Here is a 15363-nt window from a genome sequence, read left to right as displayed (position 1 = left end):
TTTTTTCACAAACCACAATTTTGCAGTTTGTACATGACTTCGGCTTGCTATCATCAGAAGCATTACAGCCGGGACATTGGTTGCGTGGACGGATATACCCATAACACAGACGGCAATTCATTCCACATGGGGCTATTAACTCTGCTTTCATTTCAACCTCCTCCACAACTTCAAAGTTGTCAGACTTATGACCAAAAGTTAATCTTGGAGGTAGGGCATAATTTCTTGTATTATACTTTGTGCTGCTGTTCCAATTTTATCTGACAAAGCATCTAAGTCATTAAAATCGGGATTTTCAATTAAAACAGCTTCAAGAACAGCGTATTTTGGCTTTGCTGTCCGTCCTGCATTCCATTTTGTTATTTTCAACAATTCCCAATAAATGCTCTGCACTTCTGCGTTTTGTCCTAATAGCCAAAGCTCAAACTGCATTTTAGGGTGGTTTAAGACAATTCCAAATCGCAATTTTTTACTACGCAGAAAATCATTGAAGAAATAGAAATATGTGTAGTCCATAAAACCGAGGTACACATTCCCGAAAGTGTAGCTGTCAGGCTGTACCTTTTGGAAATGAACTTTCAATGCCATTACATATTTTAATAACTGCTCGTAAGCGATTTGAATATCCCCTTTATCCAATTCGGCCTTATAAATTTCTACATAATCATTTAGGCTTTTATCCACAAATATCCTCCTCACTACTGCGTCTTATCTACTCAAAACCATTATATCACTTTTACCTTTTTAACGGAAGCAGTAGTAACCTTGAAGATAAGTTCATCAACACAGTCCGTATATCTGCCTTGCTGTATGAGCTGATTTTTCAGCTCCACAAGGCTATGTAGCAAAAGTCGTCTTTCGTGGCTATCCAAATACAAATGGCTCTTTTTCTCTCTCATAGTCGCAACCTCCTTATATTTACAGTATATACGCAGAGGGCAGGACACTCAAATATGAAAAAATGAGGATTATATAAGACCCGATAACGAGTAGTTGAACAAGAAACAATCGCCTTTTCAATTAGCAGGATTTTTAGCACCTTTTTTCCGCAAATTAGCAGGAGAGCCGTTTTCATTAGCAAAAACCCGAAAATTCTTGCTAATCATTAGCAAGCTAATCGGTGACGAAACGACAGAAGTTCAATTTTTCTTCTTCCAATTTGATTAGCAGAAACTGCTCTTGCTAATCGCCGTTTACTACGAGTTCAATTTCTCTCGGGAAATTATAAAAGCCGCAAAGCCTGTATTTATGCAGGTTTGCGGCATTGTTTTTGGCGTCCCCGAGACGATTTGAACGTCCGACCCTTCGCTTAGGAGGCGAATGCTCTATCCACTGAGCTACGGAGACATCTATTAAAATTTTTACTTGTAACCATTTCCCTTTTTCCCTCAGGGTTATGTTATAACACAGCCTTAGGAGGCCCTTATTCTATCCGTTGAACTAAGGAAACTTTTATAAAAACACTAATTAAGTTGAACTGCTATACGTAACACTTTTTCCTCCAGGGTTATGTTTTAACACTTTCTTCTTAGGAGGCGGTCGCTCTATCCAGCTGAGCTATAGCGACATCTGAAAAAATCTATATTTATTTTTACTTGCTAACACTTTCTTTTTTCCCCTAGGGTTATGTTTTAACACTTTCTTAACAAGTGAAATAGCAGAACTTGTCATTTGCATTGTAAATGATATTGAAGATTATATCAAAAGCATTGAATAATCCGATACTTCCGACAATTATAGAACGATATTGTTTTTGCCCATGACGGCATATAAAAAAAGCCGTCATTTGGCAGAGGTAATGGTGCGCCCAAATGATAATCACATAGCCAAACGGCGGTTTTGAAATGAAAATCAAAGCCGCCGTTTTTTCTTTTGAAAAATCGAACATACGGTGGGCGTATTAAATTCGCCCATTTTTAGAGACATGGCGGTTACTCAAGGAGGTTGCCGCCGTGTTAAACTTTGTCATTCGATATAAAGAAATGAAGACTACACTATCAAAAAAAGCCTATTCTCATCTGCGGCATATTATGCTCCGCAATGTAACCACATACACTACACAATAGGAAATATTTACCCACACACCCGATTGGATTATATCCCATCGGGCTTTTTTGCGTTTGAACAGGCTTTCCGTTTGTCAGAACCTTTCGTAAAATTTCTTCTCTTTTGCGGTTGCCGATTTGGAATTTCTCTGATTACTCATGCGAAAGGGAGAAAATCACCCCGCCTTATGTTTTTCAAACCCATTCAAATCTTTTCACTAAATTATAATCTCATTGTGATAACGATCAGCACTCTCAAATATCGTACCATCGGCAATACATTCCTGTATGAGTTCATAGTCAATACCACGACCCGAAAGATACTTTATTACATTATTGCTAGTTTCATTTTTAGGCGGTAGGAGTAAGACTTTTGGCTCATCCCTTGGAATGATAGGGGGTGGTGGTGTCCACCCGACTGCAACACCTGCAATAACTTGAACCGCTTCCACAAATCCGTATTCCTTAACCTTAATGAGATAATCAAGGGCAGAAATACCGCCAAAACCTCTTGACCACCAGTACCATTTGCCATTGGAAATCTTTAAGCTGTCATGTTCTTTAGTGCAATAGACATTGCCAGCCACTCGTTTTAGATTACCAGGCTCATATCGTTGCAAGTAGGACAGCAAATCCATTTGCCGGGCTTGCTCAATGGCTGCGGGGTCAAGTTGAACATAGGGTTTGTTACTTCTCATTCAATCACATCACCTCCAGACGTAAAAGTAGCCGGGCAGTTTTCATTTTGAAAACCACTCGGCTATGTAAATCTATACATTATCAATCATCTAAATTAACACAATTTTCTTTCCCAAACAACTCTTGGGCTCCAGAAATAACTTCTTGCGTCGGTTCCGGATAAAAAACAACTAGATTTTCTCTAGCTCGTGTACAACAAACATAAAACAGCTTTTTTGTCCTATGTAATATATTGTCGTAACTTTTTTTCTTTGCTGGAGTCAATGTCTCATATATTTCCATATTAAGCAAATAGTCAAAATTATAATTATTCCATCCACCATTATGCAAAAGAATCAATACATTATCAAATTCTAATCCTTTAATTTTATGTTGCGTAGAAAGAGGAACATACCCTTCAAGATAATGATATAGCTTTTGAAATTCGACAATTATTCCTGTTCTCGTATTTTCTCTCGTACAGGTAATATGCTGGACGATGAAACAGAAAGCTCATCCACACCTAAATCCAAAAAGAATTTCGTGAGTTCCAAATCCGCACCAAGCTCTCCACAGATACCCACCCATATATCATTATCATGAGCATTTTTAACGGTTATTTCAATCATCTTAAGAATAGCCGGATGATGAATATCAATCATATCATCTAATGCCGGATTCTGCCTGTCAGCAGCTAAAGTATACTGCGTTAAATCGTTGGTTCCAATGCTAAAGAAATCGACTTCTTTCGCCAGCTCGTCACTAATCATAACTGAGGCAGGTGTTTCAATCATCACACCAACTTCTACATCTTTGTAAGAAATGTTCTGCTCCTTTAACTCAGACTTTACCTCCGCCAAAATCTCCTTTGCTCTTTGTACCTCAGATAAGGAGATAATCATAGGAAACATGATGGCAATATTTCCGAACGCACTGGCTCGAAGAATTGCCCGAAGTTGAGTGCGGAAAATATCTGTCTGATTAAGGCAGATCCTTATGGCACGATACCCAAGTGCTGGATTTTCTTCCTTTTTCAAGTTAAAATAATCGACCTGTTTATCTGCGCCAATATCTAGTGTTCGGATAATCACAGGCTTTCCAGCCATGTTTTCTGCCACAATTTTATATGCAAGAAACTGCTCATTCTCGGTGGGAAAATCAGCGGATTCCAGATACAAAAACTCACTTCGGAATAATCCAATTCCTTCGGCATCATTCATTAGAGCTGCTGCCGTGTCAGCAACATTACCGATATTGGCATAAAGTTTTACCTTCTGCCCACTTTTTGTAACTGTTTCTTTTCCCTTTAGTTCCTTTAAAAGTTCTTCTTTTTTGTTATCTTGTGCGACCTGTTCACGGGCCTTAAATAGAGCGGATTCATCAGGTTCAATGGTAAGTAGCGCACTGTAACCATCAAGCACAGCTTCCTTCCCATGCCATTCAGGCTTAATATCCACCTGGATCAAGGCGGGGATATTCATCGTTCTGGCAAGAATTGCAGTATGAGAATTCATGGACCCGTGTCGGGTTACAAAACCTAATAATTTATCCTTATCTAGCTGAATTGTCTCACTAGGTGCCAAGTCATCCGCAACTAAAATTACAGGTTCATCGAACACGGCACCAGTATCGTTATTTCCAAGTAAAATACTTACCATTCGCTCTGAAATATCTTTAATATCTGCAGAGCGAGCCTGCATGTATTCATCCTCCATCTCAGCAAACATATTAGCAAAATTTTCACCGGTAGAGGCGATGGCATAAGGGGCACATACCATCTGTGATTCAATCATATTACATACGGAGTCCCCATAATCTTCATCATCCAGCATCATCATATGGACCTCAAAGATAGCGGCTTCTGCCTCCCCGACTTCAGACTTAGCCTTTTCATATAAGTCAAGAACCTGTTCCTTAGCTAACTCGCGTGCCTCGTCAAAGCGCTTTACTTCATTTTCCACATCTTCGATTCGTTCTCGCTTTACTTTTGCTTCTTGCTTTTTATAATAAAACAATTTTCCGATTGCAATTTTATTGTTAATGCTTTTACCACTGTAATATTCCATGGATCAACCTCCTACAGATTTGTCTGAAAGAACACCTCCATGGCTTGTGCCGCCACGTCTTCGTCTGCACCTTCAATAGTAACCGCTACTTCATCTTCTTGTTTGACGGCTAGCGACATAAGTGCTAGTAATTTTTTTGCATTCGCTTGTTTTCCTTTTGTGTGGACCATAATTGTGGATTCAAACTTTCCGGCTTCTTTTACCAATAATCCTGCCGGCCTTGCGTGTAATCCCAAAGTATCCTTAACCACATAGTTGAAATTCTTCATTTTTTATCCCTTCTTATTTTAGTTCTCTCCAGTATTCTTTATTTGCCTTAATTAAATCTTCCAGTAGTGCAATCGCCGTGTCTGTGTTTACAACGGTTCGATTAAGCACTAGAGCCTGCATTGCTTTTTTCTTGCTGCCTTCTAAATAGGCATCCACGGTTAGCTTCTCATAAGCATATTGTTGCTCAATCAAACCCTTATAGAAAGTAGGTACTGTACCCACCACTAATGGCTCTACTCCACTGCTGCCTACTCGACAAGGAACCTCTACCATCATATGTCGGTCCAGATTTTCTATAATACCCTTATTTTCTGTCATTAAAAGAAAAACTTCTTTAGTATTATTGGCAAGCGCCGTGGCCAAATCAACAATATACTCTGCATGGCACCCTACATCTTCAGTAATTGCGAATTCAGTACCCTTTATTTTCCCAAGTGCAATAATTGTCTCCATCCGCTCATAGGTTTCTTTTTCATTTCCATCCATTACTTCGTTTGCTCTAGTATAGTCTGAATTTTGCTTTTCAAACATCTTCCTGGGATAGAGATAATATTGAAGATAAGTATTGGGCAGATACTCATCATAATCTTGAATCATGGTACTCATAAATTTAAATGTCGCTTTCCATGAAGGTTCCTGGAATAATGGTTCCGTCTGTACATCTACTGGAGTTTTCAGGATTTCTTTTAACCGTGGAAGATAATCTTCTCCCGTCTCCCTGTCGTAAATATTAGTAAACCATCCAAAATGATTTAAACCAAAATATTTGGGCTCCAAATCTTTTCTCTTCTTTCCTAACACAGCTGCATACATGTCCATAATTGCGATGGGCATATCACAGATATTGATAATCCTCTTATCATCCGAATAGATCCGATTGGTTGCTTCCGCAACGATTGCCGCAGGATTAGAATAATTTAAAATCCAGCACTCTGGTGATTTTTCTCTAATTTGCTTAATAATCTCGACAACAGCCGGAATGCTCCGCATACCATAGGCAAAACCCCCAGCACCGCAGGTTTCTTGCCCCAGACAGCCGTGCTTAATGGCTATCTTTTCATCCTGCTCTCTCATATTAAGTCGTCCTGCACGAATCTGCATTAAAGCAAAATCAATGTCTGAAAATGCCGTATCTGGATCGGTGGTATAGACGAGTTCTTTTAGTTCGGGATAATACTCTTTAAATAGGATTTCAGCATAGGCTCCCACCACATCTTGGCGTTCATTTTCATTGTCATATAGTACAATCTTTCTCAGGGGAAAACGTTCTTTTTGATTGCATAACATAGCTAGCATATCTGGCGTATACCGACTACCTCCCCCGACAATACAAATAGCATATTCTTTCATCTTTTCTTCCTCTAGCTTTCTTCTAAATAAATATCTTGTATCCGCTTAATCGCTTTCTCATCCAAGTCAAGGACCTCTTTTACATATTGCTCCACTGAATTGTAGTTTGATTTAAGCTCCTTAAGGGAAGCGTCGATAAAATCCGGTGCTGTATCCAGCAAAGATTCTAAGTAAGTAAGGACGGCTTGATCATCCGTATATTGACGGTAGCTTTCCATTTTTTCCTGAGTTCTCTGTGCCCGATTTTCCTTAGTAATCAAGTAATCTCTAATAATATCTTCATCGGAAACACCCAAAGTGCCAAGAATTAGCATCGCTGCAAATCCCGTTCGGTCCTTTCCGCCTCGACAATGGAAAAAGAGGGGTGCAGAATCTTCCTTGCTCACTTCCAGCATGAGCCTTTTAAATGCATCAATGCATTTAGGGTGAGACGCAAACTTTCGATACTGAGCATACATACTCTCACCATTGTCACTTTGTTCAACTCGCTGTTTGATTTTTTCTACCAACATTCGATCTTCATCTTGTGCGCTTACTTGAAAGCTTGCAGCAAGTTCCGCTGTCTCCGCAGAAGGGTCACAGTGAATAGTCTTTTGTTCTCCACAGTATTGATTCGGAGATTTTTTTATCTCAGGAGGGGAACGTAGGTCAATAATCGTATTAATATTAAGCTTCTTAAATTCCTCAATCCCTTGATCGGTCACTTTAGAAAGCTGATCGCCTCGATACAAAAGCCCCATTTTAACTTTTCTTCCACCTTTTCCTATATATCCACCAATATCCCTTATATTGTGTGTGCCATCAATTGGCAGTCTTTTTCTTTGCGTTGACTGTTCACTCAAATCACTTACCTCCTCCAGTAAAAATTTGTTCTATCTTTACAGGAGGATCATTTGGTACCATCTGCACTTCAATATCAACACCCATATCCGCAATTTTTAAAAAGGCCTCTTTTTCCTCTTGAGTTGCTGATAATGCTTTGGTATACTGTACCCGATCTCCTTGAAGACGCATACCACCAACATTTAAATGATCAAATTTTACCCCGCCCTCAAGGAGCCTTAATACATCGGTACTATTGGTCAAAATCAGCATCGTTCTTTTTTTGATTTCGGTCGTCTGGTAAACCGAAATAAACTTCTCCACATCAAATACTAATACCTTGATTCCTGCCGGTGCAGTCATCATCACTATCTTTTGTTGCACCGGGTCACTTTTTAATTTGTCACTAATCAATAAAATTTGCTCAATATTTTTTACATTTACCCAGGTAGTTGCCACCTGTCCATGAATTAATCTGTCATCGATTCTAACCAAGTTGATTGCCATCTTCATCACCACTTTCATTTAAAATTAGTTTTAAATCCTTCATCATATCCGAATAATTATTTATAATATCTTCTTTGATCTGCGCCGGACTTTTTTCCCGGTCAATAAACACTTCCAATAGCATCGGCAGACTAAAGCCGGATAGTAATTCAATGTCAAGTTCATCTTGTTTTTGAAGCAAAATATTGCTGCTCACATTACAGGGCGTTCCGCCATACATATCTACCAAAATCAAAAGTCCGGATGAAGTATCTAATTCTTCGCACATTTGATTCATCTCCGGCAGGCAACTTTCCAAATTTTTGTCTTCGGTCAAAGAAAGAACCCGAACATTGTCTTGTTTTCCAATAATCATTTCTACCGCTCCAAGGGCTCCCTGTGCAAATAGCCCATGACTTGCTAATATAATTGCATTCATATACGATTTCTCCTTTATACTAAGATTCCCAACATATATAGCACAATCGCAACAGCAAAGGTTGCTAATATCAATAGCGCTGTATGTTTTCCGTTTAATTTTTTAACAATGGCAAGAATTCCTACTGTTGTGAGAAGAGGAAGCAGATTTGGCATAATCATATCAAGCATTTCCTGTATAGCAATTGACTGTTCTCCAACATTAATAGTGCTTCCTATCTGCAGTTTTACGGAGGTGGCTATCAAGCTTCCTACTGCCATTAAGCCCACCACACTTGCCGCATTAGATATTCTCCGGATTAATACCTGCGTCTTATCGCCTTCTAGCAGGCCGGTTCCCATTTCGTAACCCCAGTGAATAAGAAAGTACTTAGATCCCACATTAAAAATATTGTATAAAAGAAACATCAGAATTGGGCCCATGACATTTCCTTCTAGCGCAAGAGCGGCACCGATACTTCCAAAGATAGGAACTAGGGTGAACTTAACCAAACTATCTCCAATTCCCGCAAGCGGTCCCATAAGACCGGTTTTGATGGATGAAATGCTATCCTTATCAGCTTCCTGGGTGTTTTTCTCCATTGCCGCCGTTACCCCGAGAATTAGGCCAGTACAGTTTACCTGACAAACAAAAAACTCAAGATGACGCTTCATTGCGCGGCTTTTCGCTTCTATATCGGCATTGGCGTACAGTTTTTTAAGCACGGGGCTAATCATATTACAGAACGCTGTTCCCGCCATATTTTGAAAATTAGTAGTAAGTTGCATAAGCTGCAACCTCCAAAACATTTTGTTTAAATCTTTTTTAGTGATTTCCGTGCTTGCATCTGCCACGGCGATCGTTCTCTCTTCATTCATAGATCATACTCCTCCTCTGTATCTGATTGTTCTGAAATGGCCACCGTGGGTTGTGCGTTCTTTTCACAAACCATCACATAAAGAACCGCAAACGCAAGTGAAATAATTGCAATTGGCATAATGGATAATTCCAAGTAGGTTGACAAGGTGAATCCAAGAAGCAGAAATACCCATCCTACCCAATTCTTAAGCATCATCATAAGAAGCAGAGCAATACCAATTGCCGGAACAATTTTAGAAGCAACGCCCAGACCTTCAATCAATGCTGTGGGCATAGCATCTACCAATGAAGAAACTAAATCACTTCCGAAGTACACTGCGATAAAGCAAGGAACCGCACGAGCAAGAAAGTACATAAGTGCCGAAACAGGAATGATTTTCATAATTCCGTCAAAATCACCTTTATCGGCAGTTTTCTGTGCCCAAGGTACAAAGGCAACATTTAATGTGCGACATAAAACTAATAGTTGTTGTGCTAAAAGAGCCACCGGGACAGCCAGTGCGATTCCCGTTGCCACTCCGCCTCCTGATGAAATTCCTAGAGCTGTTCCAATAATGGCTCCAGTCACCAGATCCGGTGCGGAATAAGCCCCCACATTTCCGATACCCATCCACATAAGTTCAAGACTTGCACCAATAGTTAATCCTTGTGCCAAATCGCCCATAATAAGACCTGTTACCGTTCCGGTAAGCAAAGGACGACGAATCATTTGGGGACCAACATCGTCAAGGGAACATATTCCCGCCCATAACGCAATAAGTAATGCTTGTAACATAAATTTTTACCTCACTCTCTTTTTTCATAAGCGCTTGTGTTGTGTCTTAGTATATATGCATAAAATAATTTTTTCCACGTTGCTTTTTTCATTGATTCAACGAAGAATTTCCTACGAAACAATATTTTTATAGAAAGAATATGGTAATCATGTATAATAGATATTATAGAGGGAAGGAGATAACAATGATATTAAACAAGCGCCAGTCACTTATTTTAAAAGAAATTGTATGCAATCCGGGGATTGCTCCGGAAACTCTTGCTTATAATGTGAACATATCCACTCGTACTTTGACTTCAGATATGGAAACAATCAATAAAGAAATTAAGGTATTTGATTTAAGGCTTGAAAATCGAAGAGGCAATGGACTTTTTTGCTTTGGGGAAGACGAGCATAAATTACATTATATAAAAAGCCAGCTTATTCTTAGGTATTGTTATGCTTTTGACCATGAAAATGATTTTTCCGAACGAACAGGTGATGTAATACGAATTCTGCTGTTATCCGGAGATTATGTGAAATCGGAAGAAATTGCAAATGCACTGTGGCTTACCAGAAGTTCAATTAATCAAGAGTTAAAAGAAGTGCGGAAAATTATTAAACGATACAACATGGAACTTGAAACGAAGCCACATCACGGTATGATGATTCGAGGTGAAGAATCTACTATACGACAATGTATGGTGGATTTCTGTAAGCCTTATTCCCATGCCATTGTTCCCATTGTTTTTTTAGATGATGGGTATACGCGTTATGGTATTCCTCATGATGAGATAAAAAATTGTTATCACCTAATGGTTCAGACTTTTACGAAGATGGATCTTCGCTGCAGTGAGCAAGCACTTGAACGGCTTGCAATTTTAGCCTTTATTATGAAACAGCGCATCGAGGAAAAAAATTATATATCCATAAACGAGACTTTGGCTTCGGGAAAACAGTTGCATAAGACGCCTGCTTACTATGCATCTAGTCAGATTTTAAATACGGTATGCCCTCATATCCCGGAAGTGGTCAAGGGAGATGAGATTTTATTCTTTGCTATGATGATACTGGCGAATGCAGATTTTTATCATACACCCAGCCATCTTCTTACCGATTATGGACAACTATACCAAAGGGCACTTTCTTATCATGATCAGCTTCAAACATTTTTCCGGAGTCAATTATCCATTGTTTTCTCCGGAGATTCTCAATTTTCCCATTGCCTTACTAAGCTGATTTTTCAATTTCTGATACGCAAAGAATTACAGATTACAGAATTTGAGTATGGTGGGTCCGCATATAAATATGCAACACTGATTCCCGCTTCAAGACAGCTTGCTTGCGAAACATTAATGGAGCTTGAAAAGATCTCTGGTTATCCAGCAGATCAGTATATGCTGATTAATTTCACCCTGTTGTTTTACAATACGGTGATGGTGATACCCAGCAATCGAAAAAAATTGCGGATGCTTTGTGTTGGTCCGCACAACCTTCATTACGCCCGCTCGATCAGTTATAAGATCAAGTCTCAGCACGAGAATTATATTGACAGTATTGATCATTGTACCCCTTATGAGTTGAATCATATGGATCTGCGTAAATATGATTGTATTATCACCTCGGAGCCGATTGAATTACTTCCAAAGCAGGATATTCTTCCAGTTATGGAACTTTCATATTTTCTTAGTTGGAAAGAGCTTTATGATATTCGAAATCAGGTTATATTACCTCATATTTCTACAGAAACAATGTTAAGTGAAGTGCAACACGTTGAAGAACTTGATTTACCGTGCAAAAATTCCAAAGAATTTGTCCAATGGGCGATAACGAAAACTGATCGTTCGCCCCATGAAAAAGGGCTTTTAGAGATGTACCATGAATACCTTCCGGTGTATCCTGCAGATACAAATTCTTCAGATAGTATTATGCCTGTGTTCTGTTCGTTCCTTCCGCCTGACAACAAGTGGAGCATCCAAGTTTATCGCTTTAAGCAGCCATTTGTGTGCAACGGAAAAACGATTATCAATGGGGTGATTTGTAGCATCCCTCTCAACTTTGACACACAGGTGGTGAAACAAGCAGACTCCTTACTACGAAGAATCATGTTAAGTGCTAACTTTAATCCTAATAAAAAGAAACCTTTGCTGGATAAGCTGATTCTTTAACTCCACAAGGCTATGTAATAAGATTGTTCTTTCGTGGCTATCCACATATAGGTGACTTAACTTCTCTCTCATAACAGCACCGTCCTTTCTTGGCTTCATTATATAAATAGGTCATAGTATATTCAAATGTGTAAATCCAAAGACTATTTAAGCCTACAAAATAGCTCTTTGAACTCGTAACAATCGCCTTTTGAATTAGCAAGGTTTTTAGCGTCATTTTTTCGCAAATTAGCAGGAAAGCCATTTTCATTAGCAAAAACCCGAAAAATCCTGCTAATCATTAGCAAGCTAATTCTTGCTTACAATGAATAGTTCTATTTCTTTCCGGTCATCCTCACCGCCCAATGCTCACCATATATTGCAATTTGTCTTTGAAAATAGAAAACGCCGAAAACGTTGATTTTACAACACTTTCGGCGGAGTTTTTGGCGTCGCTAAGAGGATTTGAACCTCCGACCTACCGCTTAGGAGGCGGTCGCTCTATCCAGCTGAGCTATAGCGACATCTGAAAAAATCTATATTTATTTTTACTTGCTAACACTTTCTTTTTTCCCCTAGGGTTATGTTTTAACACTTTCTTAGGAGGGGCGTATTATATCCGTTTAACTATAGAGACCTATATTCTGCGACCACCTATATAAATTTGGTGACCGCAGTTATTATACTTTATTATTATGATTTTGTAAAGATGACTAGATTTTAACGGAAATGTATATACCCTTGCAGCCAAACATTTCCCTTAAAACGTCTTCCAACCTCTGGTTCTCCAATAATAGAAGAAACAGGAACACAAACATCAAATTTCAGATCATTTACTTCCAGGCTTAAAAGATAAATCTCCTCTTTTGACAATTCGTTCTCCACCTTTGTCAGTTGCTTTATTTCCCCTAGTATTGAATAAATATCACTTTCAATTCCAAAAGGCATAATATAACTATCTACGATACTAAAAACATCCTCATGTATGATTCGTCTTGATACCTGGGAATACGTATCAATATCATCCAACGTCAGGCTTTCAATTGCTCTTTGGTCTCCACTTTTCGCTTCATTTATAAGCATCATACGATTCTTTTTTTCTTCATTAATCTGCTTTTTCTGTGCTTCGCTTTTCATAATTGGAAAAAGAATCGTTCCTGCATTACAGAGTCCGGAAAGAGTTACCGAACGGTATTTCACTTCCTGTTTTTTCTTCTGCTTTTCTCTTAATAACTCTAATGTATTCTGGAGTTTAAAAACAAGGCTTACCCCCACATTTAAATCTTCACAGATTCCAACATAATCGTTTCGATCAATCCTTTTTTCTACCAGAACCTCAGAATATGAGGTAATACCTGTTCCCAGAAAAAAAGGATATTCATATTCCTTTTCGAAGTACTCAGACTCATTCATGTAACCACAAACAGAGACACCGATTCCAGGGCCATACTCTTTTTGAAACTCACAGAAATCCCATACTTCATCAATCCCCACCAATTCATGATGAGTATAATCATATTTTACATCTTCAATTATTATATCTTCTTCTTGCTTGGATTTGACATCCTCAAACCCAATTGCTTTAAAATATTTATGCATTTTATAATCTCTTATTTCGGTTGTATTTCTTCCATACCACCCATATATGGTTGTAATGCTTTTGGAATACTCACACTTCCGTCTTCTTTTAAATTGTTTTCCAAAAATGCAATGAGCATTCTTGGAGGTGCCACTACTGTATTATTTAATGTATGAGCAAAATATTTCTCTTTCTCACCTTTTACACGAATTCCAAGTCTTCTTGCCTGAGCATCTCCTAAGTTAGAACAGCTTCCAACCTCAAAATACTTTTGTTGTCTAGGTGACCATGCCTCAACATCTACAGATTTTACTTTCAAATCTGCCAAATCTCCTGAACAGCATTCTAATGTACGAACTGGAATATCCAAAGTTCTAAACAAATCTACTGTGTTTTTCCACAATACATCATACCATTTCATACTTTCTTCCGGCTTACATACAACAATCATTTCTTGCTTTTCAAACTGGTGAATACGATATACTCCTCTTTCTTCAATACCGTGTGCTCCCTTTTCTTTTCTAAAGCAAGGAGAATAGCTGGTTAAAGTCTGTGGTAAATCTGCTTCATCTGTCATAGAATTAATAAACTTTCCAATCATTGAATGTTCACTGGTACCAATCAGATAAAGATCCTCTCCCTCTATCTTATACATCATTGCATCCATTTCTGCAAAGCTCATAACTCCTGTTACTACCTCACTACGAATCATATAAGGGGGGATGCAGTATGTAAATCCACGATTAATCATAAAATCTCTGGCATATGAAATTACGCCCGAATGAAGTCTTGCAATATCTCCCATTAAGTAATAAAATCCATTTCCTGCAACCTTACCAGCACTTTCCAAATCAATCCCCTTGAAGGATTTCATAATATCAGTGTGATAAGGAATTTCGAAATCTGGAACAACTGGATCACCAAATCTCTCGATTTCAACATTTTCAGAATCATCTTTACCCACTGGTACAGATGCGTCAATCATCTGAGGAATTGTCATCATAATCTTTTTAATATTTTCTTCGACTTCTTTTTCCTCTACACTTAGACTTTCAATTGAAGCAGCGTTTTTTGCAACTTCTTTTTTTACTTCCTCTGCTTCATCTTTCTTTCCTTGTGCCATAAGAGCGCCAATTTCCTTAGATATTTTATTTTTTTCAGCCCTTAAAGCTTCTACTTCCTGCTTGATTTCTCTATTTCTTAAATCCAATTCAATTACTTCATCCACCAATGGTAATTTACTGTCTTGAAATTTTTTCTTAATATTTTCTCTTACTTCATCAGGGTTTGATCTTACAAATTTTATATCTAACATAATTTCACTTACTCCTCTTCTTTTTCCTTTTCATTTAACTCAAAATTTTCATTATAGATTGCTTTATCCAATGCTTCTGCCTCTTCTTCGGCAAGCTCTACATAACTTCGTCCCTTTACAATTTCTTTAATATATGTATAACAACCTTCTCTGCTATGCATTGCATTAATAATCCATCCATTGTTCTTTTCATCTAACATAGCAAGAGCAAAACTTAATTTTCCACCCATTTCATTAAAAGCATCATATTTAATAATACCAAGCTTCTGATAATTATTTGCGTTCTTTTTCATTAAAATACGAAGATCTATACGATTTTGTTTTACCACTTTTACAATGGAATCCATTTCCGAAAATCTTTCACGAAAAGCTTCCTCTAAAGACTTTGCATCTCTACCCTTCATAAAAGTTCCATAACTATTTTTCAGTCTTACATAATTCATATTAATCTTAAAAAGTAGTGCTGCAAGTATAATAACTGCTATAAATAAGATTATAATAAATATTCCAGGATCGATCCCAATCCCCTTTAATATCTTACTTTCCATTCTATA

16 protein-coding genes and 2 tRNA genes are annotated in these 15363 nt (G+C 38.1%); 1 reads left to right on the top strand and 17 read right to left on the bottom strand.

All coding sequences use genetic code 11. The features are described 5' to 3' along the window. Positions 1-198: 198 nt before the first annotated feature. The 13 genes from NHH15_RS12010 to NHH15_RS11950 all read right to left on the bottom strand — a co-directional run bounded on the left by NHH15_RS12010 (position 199) and on the right by NHH15_RS11950 (position 9789). Positions 199-684 (bottom strand): DUF7000 family protein, encoded by a 486-nt coding sequence (locus NHH15_RS12010; protein WP_262066917.1) that lies wholly within the window; start codon positions 682-684, stop codon positions 199-201. Between the two features lie 41 nt (positions 685-725). Then, entirely contained in the window at positions 726-899 is a 174-nt protein-coding gene (locus NHH15_RS12005; protein WP_262066916.1) for a hypothetical protein, read from the bottom strand. 372 nt (positions 900-1271) lie between these two features. Then, a tRNA-Arg gene (locus tag NHH15_RS12000) sits at positions 1272-1347 on the bottom strand. A gap of 916 nt (positions 1348-2263) precedes the next feature. Then, positions 2264-2743: a hypothetical protein gene (locus NHH15_RS11995; RefSeq protein WP_330639225.1), complete on the bottom strand. Its 480-nt coding sequence runs from the start codon at positions 2741-2743 to the stop codon at positions 2264-2266. An 82-nt stretch (positions 2744-2825) separates the two neighbouring features. Beyond that, positions 2826-3176, bottom strand: coding sequence for a 3'-5' exonuclease (locus tag NHH15_RS15770; RefSeq protein ID WP_262066928.1), 351 nt, complete (start codon positions 3174-3176; stop codon positions 2826-2828). Further along, on the bottom strand, positions 3176-4789 hold the full coding sequence (gene ptsP / locus NHH15_RS11985) for a phosphoenolpyruvate--protein phosphotransferase (RefSeq protein ID WP_262066915.1): 1614 nt from the start codon (positions 4787-4789) through the stop codon (positions 3176-3178). The genes NHH15_RS15770 and ptsP overlap by 1 nt, the downstream gene beginning before the upstream one ends. 11 nt (positions 4790-4800) lie before the next feature. Continuing rightward, positions 4801-5058 (bottom strand): HPr family phosphocarrier protein, encoded by a 258-nt coding sequence (locus NHH15_RS11980; protein WP_262066914.1) that lies wholly within the window; start codon positions 5056-5058, stop codon positions 4801-4803. Between the two features lie 13 nt (positions 5059-5071). Beyond that, on the bottom strand, positions 5072-6409 hold the full coding sequence (locus tag NHH15_RS11975; protein WP_262066913.1) for a 6-phospho-alpha-glucosidase: 1338 nt from the start codon (positions 6407-6409) through the stop codon (positions 5072-5074). 11 nt (positions 6410-6420) lie between these two features. Continuing rightward, entirely contained in the window at positions 6421-7251 is an 831-nt protein-coding gene (locus tag NHH15_RS11970; protein ID WP_262066912.1) for a tyrosine-protein phosphatase, read from the bottom strand. 1 nt (position 7252) lies between these two features. Further along, a complete protein-coding gene (locus NHH15_RS11965; RefSeq protein WP_262066911.1) occupies positions 7253-7738 on the bottom strand; it encodes a PTS sugar transporter subunit IIB in 486 nt (161 codons plus the stop codon). Beyond that, positions 7719-8156, bottom strand: a complete 438-nt coding sequence (locus NHH15_RS11960) for a PTS sugar transporter subunit IIA (RefSeq protein WP_262066910.1) — start codon at positions 8154-8156, stop codon at positions 7719-7721. Before NHH15_RS11960 ends, NHH15_RS11965 begins: the two co-directional genes overlap by 20 nt. 14 nt (positions 8157-8170) lie before the next feature. After that, positions 8171-9013 (bottom strand): PTS system mannose/fructose/sorbose family transporter subunit IID, encoded by an 843-nt coding sequence (locus NHH15_RS11955; protein ID WP_262066909.1) that lies wholly within the window; start codon positions 9011-9013, stop codon positions 8171-8173. Continuing rightward, positions 9010-9789, bottom strand: a complete 780-nt coding sequence (locus NHH15_RS11950) for a PTS mannose/fructose/sorbose/N-acetylgalactosamine transporter subunit IIC (protein WP_262066908.1) — start codon at positions 9787-9789, stop codon at positions 9010-9012. The genes NHH15_RS11955 and NHH15_RS11950 overlap by 4 nt, the downstream gene beginning before the upstream one ends. A gap of 140 nt (positions 9790-9929) precedes the next feature. Here NHH15_RS11950 and NHH15_RS11945 point away from each other — a divergent pair, with 140 nt between their 5' ends. Beyond that, positions 9930-11936: a BglG family transcription antiterminator gene (locus NHH15_RS11945; protein ID WP_316044073.1), complete on the top strand. Its 2007-nt coding sequence runs from the start codon at positions 9930-9932 to the stop codon at positions 11934-11936. A 426-nt stretch (positions 11937-12362) separates the two neighbouring features. Here the strand turns inward: NHH15_RS11945 and NHH15_RS11940 are convergent. The 4 genes from NHH15_RS11940 to NHH15_RS11925 all read right to left on the bottom strand — a co-directional run bounded on the left by NHH15_RS11940 (position 12363) and on the right by NHH15_RS11925 (position 15357). After that, positions 12363-12439: transfer RNA gene (locus NHH15_RS11940), tRNA-Arg, on the bottom strand. A gap of 196 nt (positions 12440-12635) precedes the next feature. Further along, positions 12636-13514, bottom strand: a complete 879-nt coding sequence (locus NHH15_RS11935) for a DUF3881 family protein (protein ID WP_262066907.1) — start codon at positions 13512-13514, stop codon at positions 12636-12638. A gap of 11 nt (positions 13515-13525) precedes the next feature. After that, complete coding sequence (gene serS, locus NHH15_RS11930; protein WP_262066906.1) at positions 13526-14809, bottom strand: serine--tRNA ligase; 1284 nt, start codon at positions 14807-14809, stop codon at positions 13526-13528. A gap of 8 nt (positions 14810-14817) precedes the next feature. Then, positions 14818-15357, bottom strand: a complete 540-nt coding sequence (locus NHH15_RS11925; protein WP_262066905.1) for a DUF4446 family protein — start codon at positions 15355-15357, stop codon at positions 14818-14820. Positions 15358-15363 lie beyond the last annotated feature (6 nt).

The organism is Aequitasia blattaphilus, assembly GCF_024721305.1.
In the GTDB taxonomy this organism is placed as follows: domain Bacteria; phylum Bacillota; class Clostridia; order Lachnospirales; family Lachnospiraceae; genus Aequitasia; species Aequitasia blattaphila.
The sequence above is the reverse complement of the archived record's forward strand: the minus strand, read 5'-3'. Positions and strand labels throughout refer to the sequence as shown.